Source organism: Microcoleus sp. PH2017_24_DOB_U_A, from assembly GCF_020738205.1.
Lineage (GTDB): Bacteria > Cyanobacteriota > Cyanobacteriia > Cyanobacteriales > Microcoleaceae > Microcoleus.
In genome coordinates, this window is record NZ_JAEQCT010000018.1 from 72,156 (window position 1) to 91,467 (window position 19,312).

The 19,312-nt window shown below is 45.4% G+C and carries 20 protein-coding genes; 13 read left to right on the forward strand and 7 right to left on the reverse strand.

Annotated elements, in window-relative coordinates; genetic code table 11:
- Positions 1–125 precede the first annotated feature (125 nt).
- Positions 126–266: a hypothetical protein gene (locus JGK07_RS02490; protein WP_293190757.1), complete on the forward strand. Its 141-nt coding sequence runs from the start codon at positions 126–128 to the stop codon at positions 264–266.
- Here the strand turns inward: JGK07_RS02490 and JGK07_RS02495 are convergent.
- Entirely contained in the window at positions 256–624 is a 369-nt protein-coding gene (locus tag JGK07_RS02495; protein ID WP_293190759.1) for a transcriptional regulator, read from the reverse strand. The two genes, JGK07_RS02490 and JGK07_RS02495, sit on opposite strands and share 11 nt — an antisense overlap.
- A complete protein-coding gene (locus JGK07_RS02500) occupies positions 617–955 on the reverse strand; it encodes a type II toxin-antitoxin system RelE/ParE family toxin (protein WP_293190761.1) in 339 nt (112 codons plus the stop codon). Before JGK07_RS02500 ends, JGK07_RS02495 begins: the two co-directional genes overlap by 8 nt.
- 217 nt (positions 956–1,172) lie before the next feature.
- On the opposite strand from JGK07_RS02500, the gene typA reads away from it, so the two are divergent.
- From typA to JGK07_RS02515, 3 genes are all read left to right on the forward strand, one after another.
- Positions 1,173–2,963, forward strand: coding sequence for a translational GTPase TypA (typA, locus tag JGK07_RS02505; RefSeq protein ID WP_293190763.1), 1,791 nt, complete (start codon positions 1,173–1,175; stop codon positions 2,961–2,963).
- 105 nt (positions 2,964–3,068) lie between these two features.
- Complete coding sequence (locus JGK07_RS02510) at positions 3,069–3,290, forward strand: hypothetical protein (RefSeq protein ID WP_293206872.1); 222 nt, start codon at positions 3,069–3,071, stop codon at positions 3,288–3,290.
- Complete coding sequence (locus tag JGK07_RS02515; protein WP_293206869.1) at positions 3,290–3,556, forward strand: Txe/YoeB family addiction module toxin; 267 nt, start codon at positions 3,290–3,292, stop codon at positions 3,554–3,556. Before JGK07_RS02510 ends, JGK07_RS02515 begins: the two co-directional genes overlap by 1 nt.
- 56 nt (positions 3,557–3,612) lie before the next feature.
- Here the strand turns inward: JGK07_RS02515 and JGK07_RS02520 are convergent, their stop codons facing one another.
- Positions 3,613–4,752: a tetratricopeptide repeat protein gene (locus JGK07_RS02520; protein ID WP_293206867.1), complete on the reverse strand. Its 1,140-nt coding sequence runs from the start codon at positions 4,750–4,752 to the stop codon at positions 3,613–3,615.
- A gap of 173 nt (positions 4,753–4,925) precedes the next feature.
- On the opposite strand from JGK07_RS02520, the gene JGK07_RS02525 reads away from it, so the two are divergent.
- The 5 genes from JGK07_RS02525 (at position 4,926) to JGK07_RS02545 (ending at position 8,276) form a co-directional block, all read left to right on the forward strand.
- Complete coding sequence (locus JGK07_RS02525; RefSeq protein ID WP_293206865.1) at positions 4,926–5,471, forward strand: hypothetical protein; 546 nt, start codon at positions 4,926–4,928, stop codon at positions 5,469–5,471.
- 53 nt (positions 5,472–5,524) lie between these two features.
- Positions 5,525–6,481, forward strand: a complete 957-nt coding sequence (locus JGK07_RS02530) for a ParA family protein (protein WP_293206863.1) — start codon at positions 5,525–5,527, stop codon at positions 6,479–6,481.
- The gene (locus tag JGK07_RS02535; RefSeq protein ID WP_293223571.1) at positions 6,478–6,924 is read left to right on the forward strand and encodes a hypothetical protein; all 447 of its coding nucleotides are present in this window, start codon (positions 6,478–6,480) and stop codon (positions 6,922–6,924) included. Before JGK07_RS02530 ends, JGK07_RS02535 begins: the two co-directional genes overlap by 4 nt.
- A 108-nt stretch (positions 6,925–7,032) precedes the next feature.
- Positions 7,033–7,380: a hypothetical protein gene (locus JGK07_RS02540; RefSeq protein WP_293290695.1), complete on the forward strand. Its 348-nt coding sequence runs from the start codon at positions 7,033–7,035 to the stop codon at positions 7,378–7,380.
- Between the two features lie 236 nt (positions 7,381–7,616).
- Complete coding sequence (locus JGK07_RS02545; protein WP_366934275.1) at positions 7,617–8,276, forward strand: hypothetical protein; 660 nt, start codon at positions 7,617–7,619, stop codon at positions 8,274–8,276.
- A gap of 352 nt (positions 8,277–8,628) precedes the next feature.
- On the opposite strand, the gene hpsL is transcribed toward JGK07_RS02545, so the two are convergent.
- Positions 8,629–10,293 carry a hormogonium polysaccharide biosynthesis protein HpsL gene (gene hpsL / locus JGK07_RS02550; RefSeq protein WP_293218886.1) on the reverse strand — a complete coding sequence of 555 codons (1,665 nt, stop codon included), beginning with the start codon at positions 10,291–10,293 and terminating at the stop codon, positions 8,629–8,631.
- 261 nt (positions 10,294–10,554) lie between these two features.
- Here hpsL and JGK07_RS02555 point away from each other — a divergent pair, with 261 nt between their 5' ends.
- A complete protein-coding gene (locus JGK07_RS02555) occupies positions 10,555–11,130 on the forward strand; it encodes an alpha/beta hydrolase (RefSeq protein ID WP_293218884.1) in 576 nt (191 codons plus the stop codon).
- Between the two features lie 427 nt (positions 11,131–11,557).
- Here the strand turns inward: JGK07_RS02555 and JGK07_RS02560 are convergent, their stop codons facing one another.
- The 3 genes from JGK07_RS02560 to JGK07_RS02570 all read right to left on the reverse strand — a co-directional run bounded on the left by JGK07_RS02560 (position 11,558) and on the right by JGK07_RS02570 (position 15,909).
- The gene (locus JGK07_RS02560) at positions 11,558–12,454 is read right to left on the reverse strand and encodes a CoA-binding protein (protein WP_293184334.1); all 897 of its coding nucleotides are present in this window, start codon (positions 12,452–12,454) and stop codon (positions 11,558–11,560) included.
- An 84-nt stretch (positions 12,455–12,538) separates the two neighbouring features.
- Positions 12,539–13,768: a succinate--CoA ligase subunit beta gene (locus tag JGK07_RS02565; protein ID WP_293223575.1), complete on the reverse strand. Its 1,230-nt coding sequence runs from the start codon at positions 13,766–13,768 to the stop codon at positions 12,539–12,541.
- 617 nt (positions 13,769–14,385) lie between these two features.
- Positions 14,386–15,909, reverse strand: a complete 1,524-nt coding sequence (locus tag JGK07_RS02570) for a glycosyltransferase family 2 protein (protein WP_293223578.1) — start codon at positions 15,907–15,909, stop codon at positions 14,386–14,388.
- 223 nt (positions 15,910–16,132) lie between these two features.
- On the opposite strand from JGK07_RS02570, the gene JGK07_RS02575 reads away from it, so the two are divergent.
- From JGK07_RS02575 to JGK07_RS02585, 3 genes are all read left to right on the forward strand, one after another.
- Entirely contained in the window at positions 16,133–16,336 is a 204-nt protein-coding gene (locus JGK07_RS02575; protein WP_293184326.1) for a hypothetical protein, read from the forward strand.
- A gap of 100 nt (positions 16,337–16,436) precedes the next feature.
- Positions 16,437–16,811: a type IV pilus biogenesis protein EbsA gene (ebsA, locus tag JGK07_RS02580; RefSeq protein WP_293184323.1), complete on the forward strand. Its 375-nt coding sequence runs from the start codon at positions 16,437–16,439 to the stop codon at positions 16,809–16,811.
- 1,216 nt (positions 16,812–18,027) lie between these two features.
- Positions 18,028–19,125, forward strand: a complete 1,098-nt coding sequence (locus JGK07_RS02585; protein ID WP_293184320.1) for a phosphotransacetylase family protein — start codon at positions 18,028–18,030, stop codon at positions 19,123–19,125.
- The last annotated feature ends 187 nt before the right edge of the window (positions 19,126–19,312 follow it).

Below are 19,312 nucleotides of genomic sequence, written 5' to 3' on the forward strand. Positions count from 1 at the left end.
TCGCACTTGTTGACGCTGGTGGTGTTGGTTTATTTTAAGTGTAATTTGTTACTGTTTCACAAAATCTCACAATATTATCTGCGATCGACACATCAAACATCCGCGCCAATTCTAGCAGAGCGCCGATGTCAGCCATTGATCTGCTGGGCGATCTGCCAGATCGATCTGACGTAACGCTGAATTTTTATCTGGTTTGTACTTCCATAAAGTCGATCGCACTTGCTCGTAAATTATCCTACGGGCGATCGCCCAAAATCAAACCTTAGCAACCTCCACCAACACAACATCACTAACAGAACCTTTCTCTTCCCGTTCATCCTCGGCAACCGCAACAGATAACTTCAATCCCAGAGTATTCAGCCAATTAGCCAAAGCATAAATTGTCGCCATTCCATTCTGTGACAGCAAACCATCTAATTTTTCCAAGTGCAATTTAGCGTCATCTGCTGACATATTTGGTTCTCCAAGAGCTTCAAATACCTCTTTCAAAGCTGATGGGAAAATCCCAACATCCAAATCTCCCTCTTCTTGCTCATTCAAAAACAGCGTGAGGTAGCCCGCTGCATATACTGAATCTTTAAGCTGTTCAATCAGAAACGGATGGTAAGGTACACTTTTAACCATTGTCTTGACTCCTGTATTTAATCCAATATTTCTTTGCTTTACGAATATCTTCGTCCTGAGTGCTTTTATCCCCTCCACACAGGAGAAGCACTATAGTTGTTTCTACTTGTCCAAAATAGACCCGGTAGCCTGGACCAAAATTAATTTTCAATTCCAAGACTCCTTCTCCCACTGGGCGGTAGTCTCCAAAATTACCTGTACTGACTCGCTTCAATCTCACATTAATCTTGAGTTTAGCTTGAGAATCCCGCAGAGCATAAAACCACTCATCGAAAGGAATCTGACCGTCTGACTTGACGTAACGCTGAATGTCTCTGGGTTGTACTTCCATAAGTGCGATCGCAACTACTCGTTTATGATCATACGGGCGATCGCCCCCAATCAAACCTTAGCAACCTCCACCAACTCAACAGCACTAACAGAACCTTAACCCTTATTCTAGCGACGATCGCACCCCAATCTTGCAGCCGCCCGATCGCCCCTTGACTTCATGCGCTACAATTATTAAGAAATCTTTAGTTAAATCCGTTTAACGTCCCAGACGCATTATGAGTCTTCCCATTCGCAACGTCGCCATCATTGCTCACGTCGATCACGGCAAAACCACCCTTGTGGACGCTCTTCTCAGACAGTCCGGGGTCTTCCGCGAAGGGGAAGAAATCCCAGATTGCGTCATGGACTCCAATGATATCGAGCGCGAGCGTGGCATCACCATCCTTTCCAAAAATACCGCCGTCCGATACAAAGAAACCCTGATCAACATCGTCGATACCCCCGGACACGCCGACTTCGGTGGCGAAGTCGAACGAGTTCTCGGCATGGTAGACGGTTGTTTGCTGATCGTAGACGCCAATGAAGGCCCGATGCCGCAAACCCGGTTCGTGCTCAAAAAAGCCCTGGAAAAAGGACTGCGCCCGATCGTATTTGTCAACAAGATCGATCGCGATCGAGCCGACCCCCACAAAGCCGTCGATAAAGTTTTGGATCTGTTCCTCGAACTAGGCGCTGACGACGATCAGTGCGAATTTCCCTACCTCTTCGGTTCCGGCTTAAGCGGTTACGCCAAAAAACACCTCGAAGACGAAGGGCTAGATATGAAGCCCCTGTTTGAAGAAATCCTCGACCACGTACCACCCCCAGTAGGCGACCCCAACAAGCCGCTGCAACTGCAAGTAACCACCTTAGATTACTCCGAATACGTCGGTCGCATCGTCATCGGCCGCATCCACAACGGCACGATTAGAATCGGTCAACAAGCAGTCTTAATCACCGAAAGCGGCGCGCTTGTCAAATCAAAAATCAGCAAATTGATGGGCTTTGAAGGCCTGAAGCGGATTGATATCGCAGAATCTTCTGCTGGTAATCTTGTCGCCGTTGCTGGTTTTGCTGATGCCTATATTGGCGAGACAATTACCTGTCCCAACGACCCGCAAGCGCTGCCTTTAATCAAGGTAGACGAACCAACTTTGCAGATGACTTTCTCTGTGAACGATTCGCCGTTCTGCGGTCAAGAAGGTAGTTTGGTAACATCGCGTCAAATTCGCGATCGGCTAATGCGAGAACTCCAAACCAACGTCGCCTTGCGCGTCGAAGAAACCGAATCTCCCGACAAATTCCTCGTATCCGGTCGTGGCGAACTCCACCTCGGAATCCTGATCGAAAATATGCGTCGCGAAGGATACGAATTCCAAGTATCCCAACCGCAAGTAATCTTCCGCGAAGTCGGCGGTCGTCCCTGCGAACCCTTTGAATGTTTAGTCTTAGACGTACCCGAAGAAGCCGTCGGTGGCTGCATCGAACGCCTCGGTCAGCGCAAAGCAGAAATGCAAGATATGCACGTCAGCAGCACCGGTCGCACCCAAATCGAATTTTCAGTCCCCGCCCGTGGTTTGATTGGATTCCGAGGCGAGTTCATGCGCTTGACTCGCGGCGCCGGAATTATGAACCACAGCTTCCTCGACTATCGCCCCCTCGGTGGAGAAATTGTCGCCCGTCGCAACGGAGTATTGATTTCCTTTGAAGAAGGAACTGCAACTACTTATTCACTGAAAAATGCTGAAGACCGCGGCGTATTTTTCATTACCCCCGGAACCAAGGTTTACAGAGGGATGATTATCGGAGAAAACAACCGAGATGACGACATGGAGCTGAATATTTGCAAGTCGAAGCAGTTGACAAACCACCGCGCATCTGGCGGTGAAGAATTGGCACAATTGCAAGCACCAGTCGATATGAGTTTGGAACGTGCTTTGGAGTACATCGGGCAGGATGAATTGGTGGAAGTAACACCGAAATCAATTCGCTTGCGGAAGGTGTCTAAGAAGTTAGTCAAACGCTAAAACAAATTAAGGGCGGGCAAAATTGCCCGCTCTTAGTATCAACTTCAAACTAATGTATTTAAAGGCAGTATTAATTTTTAACGCAATCAAAAATAGGTAAAAACGATGTCAACAGTTTATCGTTTAAAAGCCAGCGAACTCGATTTTAATTTTTTAGAACAAATTAAAGCGACTTTTGGAAATAAAGAGATTGAAATAATTGTCTCAGAATGCGATGAAACCGAATATCTTTTGAAATCGGAAGTTAATAAAAACAAACTGTTGAAAGCTATTGAAAATCTTAAAGATAGACAAAATTTAGTTGAAGTCGATCTACAGGATTTGTAATGAGCAGAAGAATTATTTTTGAATCTTCTGCTTTTGCAGATTTTAATGAATGGGCAAAATTCGACAAAAAGATTTATCGCAAAATTGTAGAATTGATTAAAGATATAGATCGATCGCCCTTTGAAGGATTGGGCAAACCTGAACCTCTCAAATACGAGTTAAGTGGTTTTTGGTCGAGACGCATTGATAACGAACATCGTTTGGTTTACCAAGTTACCGATCAAGAAATTGCGATCGCAGCTTGTAAGAATCATTACAGTGAATAAAGCTTTAAGCAATGTAGGAATTACTCTTTTTATCAATTTACTAAATGCGATCGCTCTCAATCTTCTTGCTGAAGTTCTTCTATTATATCAAGTACCTTTTGGTGATTTTCTTCTTCTCCCTGGACACGATATAAATTTTTAGCATGGTGAAAATCGACATCTGCTTTTTGGGAATAGCCCAATTCATAGTGGACAATGCCTCGGTTTAGATAAGCTTGGGCAAAATTTCGTTCAAGCTGAATTGCCTGGGTGTAATCCTCAAGCGCTTTCTCTTTGTTCCCCAACTTAGAGTGAATAACTCCCAAGTTGTTGAATGTTTTAGAATTATTGGGATTCAGCCTAGCTGCCTGGATGTAATCTTCAAGCGCTCTTTGCAGATCGTCTAATTTCAAGAAGTAGACATCACCTCGATTATTCCAAGCAAGGGCATCATCAGGATTTAGTTCAATTGCTTGGGTGAAATCTTTAAGCACTTCTTCCAGATTGCCTATCTCTACATTATTAACACCTCGGTCATTGTAGGCTTGAGCATAGTCAGGATTTAGTTTAATTGCTCGGGTGTGAGCTGCCTGCGCTCCTTGATAATCACCTAATTTAGAAGAAATAATACCCAGGTTGTTGTGAAATATTGCACAATCAGGATTGAGTAATATCGCCTCTTTGTAATCCTCAATTGCTCCTGGATAGTCCCCTAGTTCAGCACGAACAAGAGCCCGGTTATTGTAGGCATTTGCATAATGAGGGTTGAGCTTAATTGCTCGACAGAAATTTTCAATTGCTCCATGAAAATCTCTTTCCTTAGCCTTGTTTATTCCCAGTTTATCGTAATCCTCAGCACATATAGGAGAGTGCGATCGCACCCTCTCGACCACAACCTCGTCACAAAAGTTGTCCAGCACTTCCTCAACTTGCTCAGGTTCAGCATCTTGAAAATCAGAGTTACTCTGTTGTTTTTCCTCTGTCTCAGTTTCAGTGAGTGGATTAGCAATAATATCTCTCCAATCTAGCCCTAGCCTTGTACAAATCTCTTCAAAATTTAAACGGTCAACTGGTTCAGGTTTAAAAAAACGACTAACAGTTGAGCGAGCTATTCCTAACTCTCGCTTTAAAGCAGTCTTATTTAAACTATTTCTGACTAAAGCTTTTTCTGCTTTTTTAATGCCTTCTGGAGATGCCTTTATTCCTCTTATAGCCATAGCCTGACTCCAACACTTATGGCTATTGTAACTGAACGAATGAAAGTCAGACACAAACTCAGACAGAAAGTCGGACACATCAGACAGTTTAGCCGGTCACAATCTCAGACACCGACCCTCGAAGCTAAGGAGGTAGTGATTCACTACTGAAAACTTAGCTGACGGAATTAATCATGTACAACAATAATCTGCACAACAAAGCCGAATTATCCCAGCAACTACCGCCGCTTTCCCAAAAACAGGAATACGACTTCCAAACTCAAAAGAAAGTAGGAAAGACAGGAGAGGCGATCGTAGACAAGTGGTTGCAGATTCATGGCTATCGCATTGAGGATGTCTCAGATTTGCCACAGTATCAGAAAGCAGGTATTGACCGCCGACTAATTCGCCCAAACGGTTCAACTGCAACTGCTGAGTACAAGACTGATATAAAAGCCAAGCAAACTGGAAACTTGTTTTTTGAAGTTTTTGACGATCGCAACCGTCCCTGTTGGGGATGGACTTCGCAAGCGGATCTCTGGATATTTTTCATTCCCCAACAGGAGATATTGGTCGTCGAACCTGGTAAATTCAGGTTGTTAGTTTCGCAGCAACACCCAGAACTCCCGCAGAAAGTAGTACCAAATCGAGGCTACAGTGTAACTGGATTACCTGTTCCATTAGCCAAGGTGCGGAATATTGCCAGTCACGTTTTCAAGTTTCCTGATATTCTTTTCTAAAAAGAGACTCCCTGTTAATCTGGCGATCGCCTACTCCAGGCGATCGCAATTAATTGAGTAATAATACTGAGCAAACGCTAATTGGGCGATCGCTATGTTTTAATAAAAAATTGAGCAAAATCCAAACAAAGCCAGCCATGAGTCCCAAATCCATAGCCGTAATCAACTTCAAAGGCGGTGTCGGAAAGACCACCGTCACCTGGAGTCTAGGAAATATTATATCCCAAGGAACCGACTTAGAAGTCTTGATGTTAGATCTAGACCCGCAAATGTCCCTCACAGAGGCGATCGGGCTTAACGAAAATACGGGTCATTTAGATGATAAGTTTGGTAAGTGGTACGAAAAATCTCTCAAACACAGACTCACAATTTACGACGCCCTCGAAGTCTTTAAAAAAGCCGGACAAAACTTTAAATTTCCCGTTGGTTTCGACACCATTTATCAGATTGACGAACAGTTGCATTTTATCCCTTCAGTTGAAGAATTGTATTGGTTAGACCTCGATGGATTTGAGGGAAAAAGTGTTAAAGACTTCATCCGCCAGTTCAGTGGCAAAATCGCTAACTCTCCCAATCTCCCCAAATACGATTTGATGCTGTTTGACTGTTCGCCTTCCTTCAGTCTCCTCACCTATAGCGTACTTTCTTGCTGCGACTTAATACTGATTCCTGTCAACCCAGATTATTTTGGTTCTCGGGGATTGAGTTTAGTTTTAAACTCGCTCCAAAAACGGATTGAGCCTTACCCGTTTCCCAAGATTGCAGTGTTTATGAATAAAGCTAAAATATATGGAGGATTGCTGACAAATGAAGTTCAGTTTTACATGAGAGAAGTCAAAAGGCTTTGCGCTGAAATCTCAAAAGACAATAACATAGAAGTGAGATTTTTAGAATCGACAATTCGGGAAAGTGTTGGGCTAAAGCGGGCAATTAATGAGGGAGAACTGCCGCGAGAATTAGTTAGAGAGTTTGAGCAACTTTGGCGCGAGTGTGAGGAGTATCTCAAATGATTAAAAAAGATATTTTGGCGGATGGCGAGCAAAAAAGCGGAGGGTTGGTTGAGGAAATTAGCGAACTTAAGGAGATCTTGCGGGAGGTTTCCAAAAAATTAACCAGGATTGAGGCTCAAGTCAAGCGGGGAGGGCTTGCGACTGGGTCGAAAACTTCGGAATTACCTACTGTTGCTGATGTCGATAAACCTGCTAATTTATCGGCAGGAAATGTTCTCGAAGTTTATGAAGAATTGCGTTTGCAAGCTAAGAAGGGTCATGAACTAGAGGTGAGGCAAAAATTGTCGGCTATGAGTGCAACTGATTTGAATTTGATGTGTTGCGAGTTAGGGATGCCACCCAGCAGCAAGAATCCGTCCCGCAAAAAAATGTTTGAGCTAATTATTGGTAGAATTAAGCAGAGTTTGATGCTGTCGCGACATATCGATCGCCAAACACTTTAAACAGTTGACAGTTGACAGTTGACAGTTGACAGTTGACCTGTGATAGCGAAATTTCGAGCTGTCTTTTTTGCTTTCCACTTTCCATTGTCAAGAGGATCAACTAACAAAATGCGTTTGCATAAATTATGGAGGTTTTGGTCGATCGCCCTTATCACCCTAACACTCGCGATCGCCCTGTTTTGGAGCCTTCAGGGCCCTGGGACAACCGCAGCCCAAAAACCAAGTATACTGGCGTTTATAGCTCTCCAACCGCGCGAGAGCGAGGTGAGAAACAGTTTATTTACCGTCAACGCTACCAGTTTAGCCCGCCGCGAACTTGCACCCAATATAGATGTTAGCTATACCGTAGTTTGGTCGCCCAAGGGCGATCGACTGGCTTTCGTTGGCACAGACACGGACATTTATACAGTCAACGCTGACGGTTCCGGGTTAACGAAACAGTTTGCTGGGGAGTAGCTTGGTTTTCCAACAGCCAAAAACTTGTTTTTGCCCGTTCCTGCGATGGTTTTACCTCGGATTCTCCCGGCAGTCAATCACTTTATACTAGCGACACTTCGGGTATTAAAGGAACTAAATTAGTTCGCAATTGGGAAGTAGGAGGACAACCGGCTAAAACAGAAATTTCATCAGAATTCTATCTTTCTCCTGATGGTGAACAGGTAGCCTTTGTTAAGGATAAAAATATTTATAAAATGAATGCCGACGGTTCGGGCATGACTAAATTAACCAAAAGTCCCGGCGAGTATACCTCCGGCGGTAGCGAACTTGTCTGGTCGCCCGATCGCACAAAAATCGCTTTTTTCTCCGGTACCTATCCCCAACAGCAAGTTTACACGATTAATGCCGACGGCACAAACCTCAAAAATTTGACTGACAACCCGCAACATCAAGTCTACAACGTCAAGCTATTTTGGTCGCCCGACAGCAGCCGGATTGCTTACTATCAGGGGAAAGCGGGCGATTTGCTCGGGGGAAACCAGGATATTTATGCGATCGACATTAACAGCGGAACCGCCAAAAATCTCACCCAAAAACCCCAAAACTACGATGCACTTTCCTGGTCGCCCGATGGCAAACTTATCGCCTTCACTGGCGGAGACTTCAACCAGCAAAAATTATACACAATAAATGCGGAAACTTCCCAGCTAAATCAACTAGCTCCCCGCCTAGGAATGTCTGGAATTTCTGAATTAGCTTGGTCTTATGACAGTCAGCAAATTGCTTTTACTTTGAATGAGAATACAGGTAACAAAAGTAATTTGTATGTAATTAATCGCGACGGTTCGGGATTAAATAAATTGACCAGCGACAAGGATTTAAATGCTGGGAGTCCTGTTTGGAAACCACAGTAAAATTACAATTTATATCATGTCCGTTGAAACTACAACACTACAAATTTTTCTGGACTTACACAAGTCGCATAACATTGGGGTTAATTCTTAGGTATGTAGTTGCGCTTCAGCGCTCTTGTTAATTCTCGAAAATAGCGCTGAAGCGCAACAACGTACCTTTGCATAAGATTAGGGTTAATTCTTAGGTATGTAGTTGCGCTTCAGCGCTCTTGTTAATTCTCGAAAAGAGCGCCCAAGCGCAACAACGTACCTTTGCATAACATTGGGGTTAATTCTTAGGTATGTAGTTGCGCTTCAGCGCTCTTGTTAATTCTCGAAAAGAGCGCTAAAGCGCAACAACGTACCTTTTTTGTCAAATTGGAGCCGATGCAATAATCTTTTTCTCCTTAAATTGCTGGTGAACTTCCAATTCATGTCCCTCAAGTTCCTGGTGTTTCTCATCCTGCACCTGTTTGTCAATTTTGGGCAACTTTAAAATCGCCCCAGCCAAAACCCAGTAATACACACACACTGGATCTACATCCAGCGGATAGTATTGAGGATAGATGCTAATAAATCCCACAAACACCCAAAAACTAGCTCCGTAACTCCGCAAACTTTTGTCCTTGACAGAACGGTAAGCTCTAAAAGTTAGAAAAGCCAAGTGTAAAAGCATGATTTGAACAGCAATCATTCCCGGATAACCGAGTTCGTACATCAACTTAGGTTGGAAAGTTTCAATTAGCTGTGTAGCACCAAAGATCCGCGTTGAATTAGTCGCTCGTCCCACACCTCTACCAAGAGGTCTGTCAATGATAAAATTGTTGCTCTGCTCGAACTGATTAAAAATAAACTGTTGGGGCGGTGCAGCGTTCCAGCGGTTAACAAAACTATCCCACCGCTGTTCGATTATTCCTGGGTTAATTGCTGCACCGACAAAGAGCAGAATTGCCAGTCCTGCACCGATGGGAATAAATCGTTTTAAGTTAACTAATTGACCTGTAAGAATTAGCAGGATGGCTGTGGCAACTGGAACCATAACTAACGCAGCTCTTTGACCCGAAATAACTGCATTTGCAAATACTAAGGCCATGCCAAATAAACTGATAACTCTCCACCAGAATGAAGGATCGCAAAAGGCAGAGGCAAAGGTTAAAAAAGCATTAGAAATTAGAAACCACGCCCACTGCCAAGGTGCGACAAATGTTCCCGGCAAGCGGATAAACTTGACTTCTGGACTGAATACCAAAGAACCGCCGACAAAACATCTAGCTTGCAGAGTTGCTTTATATAATTCTTCTCCAATCATGCCTCGGGTACCCGCACATTTTCCGCTTTGCAGCAAGAGGTACTGAATCAAACCGAGAATGCAGCAAACGATCGCCAAAACTACGTGCATTCTACCAAAAAACACCAAATCCTTCTTAGTGCGGAGCAGATAATAGGTACAAGCAATCAGCGGTATGTAACCTATCAATACTTTTAAGCCGAGAATTCCTTGTAGAATTGGTTTGTCACCCTTCATCGGGTTGAGCTGCATCTCCCCGTTGACAAAAATTAAAGTCAGCATTGCCATCATCAACAGGATGCTGAAGGTAGAAAGCATTTGTTTGGGAATGAACAGAGGCAACTGTTTCTTTTTGCAGCTTTGAATGAGGGCGATGAGGGCTGGTATGTAGAAGGCGTCTTTGGCTACTTGAAATGCAGCATTCCCGCCACCAATTGCGTAGGTAACTGTACCGCTTAAAGGCAGGTAAATAAAAAAAGCCCAGAAAGCTGGACGGGGGTATTTGTAGGAAAGTAGCAAAATGGCTATGGCGGCGCCTCCGGCAATAGCAATCTTAGCGCGAACCACGAACAACAGGATGATGCTGACAGCAACACTGATTAAGCAGCTTATGACGATCGTCTGCGCTAATTCATTGCGCTTTTGTGAAGTTTTGCGTTTTTGTGCCGCTATTTCTTTTTTGCTGGATGTTGTTGTTTTTTCGCTGGGCTTTTGTTTGGACTTCTTAGATTTGCGCTTGGTTTTAAACATAACTTCTAAAAGGCACTTATGTAGAAGGCAGAAGGCACTCACAGGTAGAAGGCAAAATGTATATCAGAAAAAATATTGCGGTAGATGTGGTTACTTATTCTTAACGTCCAAAACGCCGAAAAATTGGGGTCAAGATGCTGGGTGCGAGGCGGGCAAAACTTACACTCGCAACCTTGTAGAATATAACTGCTGCATCTATAATGTACAAATCTCGAAAGCATAATTTTAATCGATCGCTCAAATCGATCGCAGAAACTGGATATGAAGTTAAACAAATTGGTATCGATCGGCATTGCCCTAGTTTTAGGAGCAAGCGCGAGCATATTATCTAGCAGCAGTAGAGCATTCGGGGCCGAAAAAGTTGTCCTGACATTTGGCCCGATCCGCCAAGCCGTCAATATCAGCGACTTAGAAGACTTTGCTAAAGATGGCACGACGACGCCAACCCTCAAACAAATTATCGGGTTCTCCAAAATGGATCCAAAAACATTGCAGGGGTTGATCGGTTTACAAATCGGTTTAAAGCCAGCTAATCTCGCCCGGATAGTTTACAGCACCCCAGGCGAAAAAATTACTGATGAAATTGGTCAAGCAATTCGGACTCAGCGCCGCACAGAAGGTGGCAAAGCCATGCGGGCTGCGCTGATTCTGGCAGCCGGCGACGATGGTAAGGTGTCGCTGTTGGAAATCTTGAAAAAGTATCCTCTCCCGGAGGTTTACGTAGATGTTGCCAGCATTGCTGCGACTGTTGGGAAAATTCAGGGTTTGGCTGGAAATATGGGCACCCTACTGCAAGATTCCAAGGGCGAGACAAAGGGCACAACTCAGACAAAATAGCACTGAAAGTTCGATCGCACAGGTTTGTAGTGAGGACTAAAGTCCTCAGACTTTTTTGGCGGACTAAAGTCCGAACGATCAAACTAAGGAATGAAAATTAAATAATACCATTTATCTAAAATTGTGCAACACTCTTCGACCCCCCCTAGCCCCCCCGCTGCTTTGCGGGGGGGACAAGAATACTGTTGCATTCTTTTTTTAAATTGGTATAACTTACAGTTTTTATTGTTCTTGTGGGATGGGCGTCCCGCCCGTCCCGAAAAGACGGGCGGGACGCCCATCCCACAAACTTGTGTAAGTTATTAAATTTTCGTTCCTAAGAAGCGCGGACTAAACTCCGAACGATCAAACTAAGAAGCGCGGACTAAAGTCCTTACTACAAACCAAAAAACGCGGACTAAAGTCCTTACTACAAACCAAGAAGCAATTAATTTTTCTTGAGCAACTTCTTGAGCAACTTGGGAACCTCCGAAGGCCGAGCAGCTACGGGTATTTCCGCCTCTTCAAAGGCAGCCATTTTGTTCTCTACCGTAACACCAAAGGCTTTCTGGGCAGCAGCCCGAGAACTGATCAGGATGCCGGCATGGCCCAAGGACGGGCCCTTGGGAACGTAGCGGCCTGCCAAATAAGCAACCACAGGTTTGTCGATCGCCGAAGCGATGTAAGAAGCAGCAGCTTGTTCGCTCCAACCGCCAACTTCCCCAATTAAAACCATCGCCTCCGTACTGTCATCTTCGTCCAAAAGTTGCAGCCACTGCATAAAAGAAGAACCCACAATCGCGTCGCAGCCAATACAAACCGCCATCGACTGTCCCAAACCTGCCTCAGTCAGTTCGAGAGCAACTTCGTAAGTCAAAGTGCTGCTGCGGCTGATTACCCCGATCGAACCCGGAGTGTAGAATTCCTTGGGGTGAGTTCCCAGCAGCAGTTTGTCAGGGACAATAATCCCCGGACTGTTGGGCCCGATCACTAAAGTTTCTGTGGCCTCTGCCTTTCTGACTAAGCGCACCATATCCAGAGGAGGCACTCCCTCAGTGACGATCGCGATTTGCCTAATTCCGGCGGCGATCGCTTCTAGAGCCGCATCCAGCACCCAGTAAGCCTCTACCAAAATTACCGTAGTGTCAACATGACCCACTGCCGCCACAGCTTCTTCTACCAAATCAAAAATAGGAATTCCCTCCAACTCCTGCCCTCCCCTACCGGGACTGACACCGGCGACTACATTAGTGCCGTATGCCTTCATCATCAGGGCGGCGCGCGTTGAGGCGGGAGATTCTGTAATGCCCTGTACTAGGACTTTGCTTTCAGGAGTTAAATTCATTTTTTCCTAGTTAAAACTCGATCTTTCAAAAGCAGAAGGCTTTCATATGTTGTCCAGAGTTCTCGTTTTGCCGATCGACTGTCGCTACTTGGCAGATGATACAGCTTGAGCCGCAGCTTCATCTAAAGTGCTAGCTAGCTGCACGGGCAACTGTCCGAAACGCTTTTTAACAGCATCAGCATCGATCTCTACCAGGCGCAGCACAACTTGAATGTGCCGGTTGGCGCGAGCTTTTCGTTCCAAATAGCCCGCTATGGCGGTGATGATTTCCTCGCTCTTGGAAGCACTGTCCAAAATATTTACAAGTATCACCTTAACGCTTTTATCCTGAGCGACCAACTCCAGACCCAACTCGGTGCGATCGCGCAGGGCATTTACTGCATCGTAACGATCTAAAGAACCCAGGTTGACAAAATTAGCCGGTTTTCCTCGTTGGTGAGCTACAGCATCCAGAGTTGCCATTGTCAGGCCCACTCCGTTGCACAAAATCCCGACATTCCCGTCTAGTTCCACTAATTCCAGAGATGCGGAATTCGAGATTGGGGATTGAGGTTTGGAGTCAAACTGATCCGGCGACTGCTGCGACTTTGAGTTGGAATTCCGGCGATCGCCCCCATAGGCATTTCTGCTGTCCCCTCCCAACCCGCTGAAGAGCTTTTTACCCGAGAGTGCTGCCAAGTCTGGATGCCGCCCCAAGGCATCGTCGTTGGCGCTGACTTTACCGTCTAAAGCCATTAACTCTCCTGTTGGACTGATGCCGAGAGGATTGATTTCTACTAAATCTAAATCCTTTTGGACAAACAGCCGATACATTTTCTCGACAATAGTGCTGACAGATTGAATCAAATCTCCCTGCAATCCCATTTTCAGCATCAGACGCCTCGCGTAGAAAGGCGAAAATTCCTGATCTACGGCAACTTGCTGCATTTGGTCGATCGACCCTTCGACATCCATACCTCCTTGTCTGGAGCCCAGAAGTACCGGGCGGCGGGCGATCGGGTCTAGGAGTACGGCTAAGTACAATTCTTGGTCAGCGTTGTACTTTGCTTCTGCTAACAGGACTTGCGGATATTCATCCTCGATCGGCAAATTAAAAATTGTTTGAGCCGCAGCAACTGCGTCGATCGTATTTTCCACAAATTTAATGCCACCCGCCCGGCCTCGTCCCCCAGCCCGCACTTGCGACTTCAGTACAACTGGGTAAGGAATTTTCAGCCCTTTGAGGTCGGCGGGTTTGTCAATCCGCTGCGACGGCAAAATCGGAATTGCCATCTGACGAAATAAAGATTTGGCTTGGTATTCTAACAAATCCATTTTTAATAACGGGTGACGGGTATTTGGCAACAAGCAATTCGTCGTTTTTGGCAATTCATTATTAATAGATAATAATTGGCTTTATGTCAAGTTAAAAATTAAAAGTTATGGTTTTTATCTCTTTTGATTCTCAACTTTGTATATTGCCGATTACTTATGTAGTATTCCTGGCATATCACTTGTTACCAGAAAGATTCGCGGACGTTGTTGGGAAGAAGGCCCTATACGTCTGGGTGGTTTATAAGCTGTCAATTATACCTCATCTTTTTGAGAAAGGCTATATCACTTATTACGCTATTTTGTACTTTTTGTTTTGCGATCGACAATTGCAAGATTTGACTAGCTTGGGCGGGACAGAGTAGGGAGATGGTTAGTAGTTGTTTTTTCTTCGGAGTTTTGGCAATACTGTTTCCAGATATTTCTGGGAGCTAATTATCAATTGATTACAAGTAAATTAATCTAATCAAGCATCAAATACGACTTGCTTTTAAGCTTGTCATGTGTATTTTCTCCCTTTTCCTCAATAACTAATAACTCCTTCCCAATAACTAATGACTCCTTCCCAATAAATAATGACTAATGACTTCTTCCTTCTGCCAACTGTCAACTGTCAACTGTCAACTGTCAACTGTCAACTTAGCAGTGCCTTGATGAACAGTTTTAACCCATTTCAGCCGCTTGGGACGCACCGAAATCCGAGCCGTCACAATCCCTACCAGCAGCCAGTGCAACATATACACAGTACCCCGCAGCGTTTGCAGCAAGGTGACAAAAACTCTTTTAATGTCAAATTTAGTCTCTTTGCGAGTGCGCCGCAAACCGACAAACATTCCCACCACGGACAAAGTAAGAGTCATCACAGTTATCGGACTGGCGATCGGCATCCGGCGCAGCGCAATTGACATCAAAAAGTCAGGCAGCGCTACTGTCGGCAAGAAATATTGAGATACCCAAAATCCAAATAAATCCCAAGTTTTCCCAGTTCCCATCCGGTTCCGCAAAATTAGCTGCCAGTAGTCAAGATAACGCTGATAGCCACCTTCTGCCCACCGATTGCGCTGGTGCCACAGGGCGCGAGCGTTGGTAACTCCTTCTTCTGACACGGCTGGGAAAGCCAGAAATTCAATGTCCCACTGGTCTAGGTGGAGCCTCACGGTCAAATCCAGGTCGTCGGTAATGGTTTCCTCGTTCCAGCCGCCACAGCGTTCTAAGGCAGTGCGGCGCATGAATTGGCCGTTACCGCGCAATTCTCCAATGCCGCCGATCGCAATCCGCTGCTGTTGGAAAAAACTATCGAGAGCCATTTCTGCTTCTTGGCCGCGAGTCCACACATTTACTGCTGCATTGGCGATCGCCTTTCTGACTTGCACCGCCCCTACCTTTTGTCTCTCGAACACCGGCAGCACCCGGCGCAGCAAATCCGGCGTTACCGTCGCGTCGGCGTCAAATATTCCCACAAATTCCCCGCGAGTCAGCGGCAAAACTTCATTCAGGGCTCCCGACTTGCCACCGCTGGCATTTGCTCCTCTGCTAAATACTTTGAGCTGCGGGTACTGTTTGGTTAGCTGTTCCAATACTAGCGCCGTGCCGTCGCTGCTGCGATCGTCGATCGCCCAAACTTCGTAACGGTCGATCGGGTAATCTAGATTGCAGATTGATTGTACGAATCGGGCAATCACCGCTTCCTCATTTTTCGCTGCCACCAGCAGCGACACGTAGGGCCAATCCTCTCGATTTTCATCGGCCAGAGGCGGCAGTGCGGGCTTGGGCTGGGCAAACAACACTCGAAATGCTTGCATCCACAGCAGTCCCGTCAAACCCCACACTACCCACGCACCCCAAGAAATCAAGTGTAGGGCGATCGTGCCACCCCAAATCGCAGTCAGCAACGCGGCGGCTTTTCCCCGCCGTCCCCGGTACAGATTTTGAGGAAAAGAGGGAGATCCCGGCACAGACACCGCCACCGGGAGCTCTGATGAAGTTTCCGCGTCAAACACCCTGTCGCCAATGTCTGGGATGCCAAATATTTTGCCGAGCTTGGAGTTCGAGGTCAAACTCTTGAGCTCTTCTTGAGCTAGATCGGGGATGTCCAACTTAAGCTCGCTGCGAGTGTCGTTTTCCGGCCAAGAACTCTCCTGCATAAGTTACTTGATTCAACCACCAATAGTTTTTGATTTTAGAGATAAGTATCCACTGTACCAGTTTCTGGGCTTTTGTCGAAAGCTGACCAAGAATTGATTGATGGTACCCGCCACGTGATTTATCCGTGGAATCAATCCCAAATCGAAAATCGAAAATCCTCTTTTCCCCCGAATTTATCCGTGGGGTGGCCTCTAAAATCTAAAATCTAAAATCTAAAATCGATTGACCGGAGCTCGTTTGTGCGCGATCGCCCAAGAGTACGGCACTGCTAAACTGGAATTGCATAGAGTATTGGGGATGATTCATCCAAAAACGGATACCAGCCAGCGACTTAAGTCATTCGCCACGCCAAATTTTAGACTCCTGTTCAAACTCGCCACTTCAGCAGATTCATCTGTTCTTGTAAATCTAAAATCTAAAATCTAAAATCCCCAAATCCAAAATAGACTGAGTTTTGCTTGCGATCGACCAGGAATATCTGCTAGTTTTTGCAGATGATCTCAACCCACTGTCAGGATGCGGAAATATGTCTCTTCCTCAACTGAAACCAGCCGACGACAAAGAAGTGAAAGTCTACGCGCCTTTCTATCAAGAGCCCAGGCGCAAGTTCTTGCCCCACGCTATTGGCCTCTACAAGCTCAAAAGCTTGGAGGGGGCAAGAAAAATTGACGGCGGCGAAGATATACCCTTTGTCGCTAGTTGGAATATCTCGTCGCTGCCGATGGATTTGACCCGCTGTCGGGTGTTGTTTGACGGTAATGCTGAACTCAGCTACGAAGTGACTATGCAAAGTTCTGAGTTTGTCAGTTGTTTAATTGAGGTACTCCTAACTTTTCAGCGGACTCGTACCGTCGATTTTTCTAAAACGTTTTACCGCAAGCTGATGCGTATGGATGACTAATTTTCACCGCACCCGCGCTCCCAAAAGTTTGTAATTGATTGCGGCCCTAAAATGCGCGCTAATAATGTAATGCCATCGGGACGGCGAGATTATATTATTGGTGCGCTATTTCTATTTTGAGGAGTTACGCGCTTGCGACAAGAGTGAAACTCGGTTTCTACGAGATTTTGTGTTTAGGATCGCGAATTAAATAACTTACAATTTTAATTGTTATGGTGGGATGGGCGGGACGCCCATCCCACTTTCAAGAGTGGAAGTTATTTAATTTTCATTCCTTAGTAACGAGAAATCTACGAATAAACCGAGTTTCTCGCCTCCCATGCGCAAGCCTTGTATTTCAGAAGGCGCAATACTATAGCCCAATACTGTTCACTTAAGACAGATCCCCCCTAACCCCCCTTCCCAAGGGGAGTAGGGGGTGGGACAAGAAAGCTCTTAAAGTCCCCCTTCTTAAGGGGGATTTAGGGGGATATCCGGGGCATAAAAAGTGTTAAGTGAACCGTATTGTACTATAGCCTTGCTCAACAACAGCGATCGACGCTTGAATTTTTCGTAATTGGTAACTTAGGAATGAGAATTAAATAACTTACAATTTTTATTATTCTTGTGGAATGGGCGTCCCGCCCGTCCTTTCTGAACGGGCGGGACGCCCATTCCACAAATATGTGTAAATTATTTAATTTGCGCTCCTTAGTCCTGGACGTAGGTGTTGGCAGAAACCGGGCTTTTTTACGAAAATACTAGCCCAAAAAACTCACATTTTGTGAAAAACCCAGTTTCTTGAGGTTTGTTTGTAAGCCATGTAATTAAGGATCCCGTGTACCTTACGGAAATTAAGAATCGCTATAACTGAGTTATTGCATCATTAGACAAGAGTGCAAAAATTGCTTTCCTATATTGAAAGGCCTCTGCGTCTATTATATACGTTGCATCTGCCTTGATCGATAGGTTTATTTATCACTCAAATATTTATTATAAAATATTATTTTTAAATGCTGTTGACAAATAGTTCTTAACAACCGAAAATCGAAAAAACATGAAAATAAAGATGTAAAAAAAGCTAACAAAAGGGTGGCGAACAAATGAATAAAAGTTCCCCTCAAAAAAACGCTCTGCACAAAAGTGACAAAATCGAGTATAATCATATTGCGAAATTGACTCGCAGTGCGAAAATACTGTTGAATAAACTAAATTTATTTAAATAGACAGGTGCAAATTGAGGAGAGAAGGCGTACCCAAATTGACTAAATATTTGCTGATCGGTTCGACAAAAGCTTACAGCGGCAAGTCCGCGATCGCCCTGGGGATGGCGCTGGCACTCCGGGAACAAGGAATGGCAATCGCCTACGGCAAACCGCTGGGAACCTGTTTCAGCTCGGAGGGAGCTGGAGTGGCGGAGGAAGATGTGCGGTTCGCGGTAGAGACGCTTAAACTCTCAGAAAGTCAGATGCCGTCAACACTGCTGTATTTGGACGAAGAGACGGTTCACAAGCGTTTGCGCCAAGAAGACAAGACAGATTACCGCCAGTCTCTGGCGCAATATTTGCAAAATCCCAGCGGAGACTTGGTGCTGTTAGAAGGCCCTGCTAATTTGGAGGAAGGCAGTCTGTTTGACTTGTCTTTGTCTCAAATCGCTGATGCCATTGATGCCTCTGTGCTGCTGGTAGTGCGCCCGATCGATCTTTATATAGACGATTTGCTGTCAGCGAAGCGGCGCTTGGGCTCGCGCTTGATAGGCGTCGTGCTCAACGATGTTCCCTCCGACAAACTTGAATCCGTAACTGCGACTGTGCGCCCTTTTCTGGAAGCTAGCGGTATTCCAGTTTTGGGAATGCTGCCGAGAAGCGCTTTGCTGCGGAGTGTCAGCGTCAAAGAATTAGTCCACCAATTGAAAGCTGATGTTCTCTGCCGTCGAGACCGCTTGGATTTGATGGTGGAAACCTTGACAATTGGTGCGATGAATGTTAGCTCAGCTATGAAGTATTTCCGCAAAGCCAGAAATATGGCGGTAGTCACCGGGGGCGATCGCACGGACATTCAGCTCGCGGCTCTGGAAAGCTCGACTCAGTGCTTAATTCTCACAGGCCACTTGCCTCCTTCTCCCTTGGTAATCGGCAGAGCAGAAGAAATGGAAATTCCAGTTTTATCTGTTGATTTGGATACCTTAACCACGGTGGAAATTATCGACAGCACCTTTGGCAGCGTGCGCCTGCACGAACGCATCAAGGTGGAATGCGTTACTCAGCTAATGGCAGAACACTTTGACCTTAAGGCCATGATGGCATCATTGGGTTTGGGCGATCGAGTTCATTAACAAGGCCACCGGATCTGAAGGTATTCGGCAGCGGGAACTGGGCGAACAACATATTCGGCAGAGGCAAGAAGGCAGAGAGGATTTTTGGTTTAAAAAATAAAAACTCAAAATTCTTAAATCCTCAATTTTTATTGAATCGTACCTTCTGCTCTGGCTGCCGAATGCTTTTAGACATTCTGCCTTCTGG

What these genes read in the sequence shown, in the direction of transcription:
- JGK07_RS02490 (WP_293190757.1), top strand. Translation starts at nt 126, where the DNA reads ATGTCAGCCATTGATCTGCTGGGCGATCTGCCAGATCGATCTGACGTA.
- JGK07_RS02495 (WP_293190759.1), bottom strand. Translation starts at nt 624, where the DNA reads ATGGTTAAAAGTGTACCTTACCATCCGTTTCTGATTGAACAGCTTAAA.
- JGK07_RS02500 (WP_293190761.1), bottom strand. Translation starts at nt 955, where the DNA reads ATGGAAGTACAACCCAGAGACATTCAGCGTTACGTCAAGTCAGACGGT.
- typA (WP_293190763.1), top strand. Translation starts at nt 1,173, where the DNA reads ATGAGTCTTCCCATTCGCAACGTCGCCATCATTGCTCACGTCGATCAC.
- JGK07_RS02510 (WP_293206872.1), top strand. Translation starts at nt 3,069, where the DNA reads ATGTCAACAGTTTATCGTTTAAAAGCCAGCGAACTCGATTTTAATTTT.
- JGK07_RS02515 (WP_293206869.1), top strand. Translation starts at nt 3,290, where the DNA reads ATGAGCAGAAGAATTATTTTTGAATCTTCTGCTTTTGCAGATTTTAAT.
- JGK07_RS02520 (WP_293206867.1), bottom strand. Translation starts at nt 4,752, where the DNA reads ATGGCTATAAGAGGAATAAAGGCATCTCCAGAAGGCATTAAAAAAGCA.
- JGK07_RS02525 (WP_293206865.1), top strand. Translation starts at nt 4,926, where the DNA reads ATGTACAACAATAATCTGCACAACAAAGCCGAATTATCCCAGCAACTA.
- JGK07_RS02535 (WP_293223571.1), top strand. Translation starts at nt 6,478, where the DNA reads ATGATTAAAAAAGATATTTTGGCGGATGGCGAGCAAAAAAGCGGAGGG.
- JGK07_RS02540 (WP_293290695.1), top strand. Translation starts at nt 7,033, where the DNA reads ATGCGTTTGCATAAATTATGGAGGTTTTGGTCGATCGCCCTTATCACC.
- JGK07_RS02545 (WP_366934275.1), top strand. Translation starts at nt 7,617, where the DNA reads ATGAATGCCGACGGTTCGGGCATGACTAAATTAACCAAAAGTCCCGGC.
- hpsL (WP_293218886.1), bottom strand. Translation starts at nt 10,293, where the DNA reads ATGTTTAAAACCAAGCGCAAATCTAAGAAGTCCAAACAAAAGCCCAGC.
- JGK07_RS02555 (WP_293218884.1), top strand. Translation starts at nt 10,555, where the DNA reads ATGAAGTTAAACAAATTGGTATCGATCGGCATTGCCCTAGTTTTAGGA.
- JGK07_RS02560 (WP_293184334.1), bottom strand. Translation starts at nt 12,454, where the DNA reads ATGAATTTAACTCCTGAAAGCAAAGTCCTAGTACAGGGCATTACAGAA.
- JGK07_RS02565 (WP_293223575.1), bottom strand. Translation starts at nt 13,768, where the DNA reads ATGGATTTGTTAGAATACCAAGCCAAATCTTTATTTCGTCAGATGGCA.
- JGK07_RS02570 (WP_293223578.1), bottom strand. Translation starts at nt 15,909, where the DNA reads ATGCAGGAGAGTTCTTGGCCGGAAAACGACACTCGCAGCGAGCTTAAG.
- ebsA (WP_293184323.1), top strand. Translation starts at nt 16,437, where the DNA reads ATGTCTCTTCCTCAACTGAAACCAGCCGACGACAAAGAAGTGAAAGTC.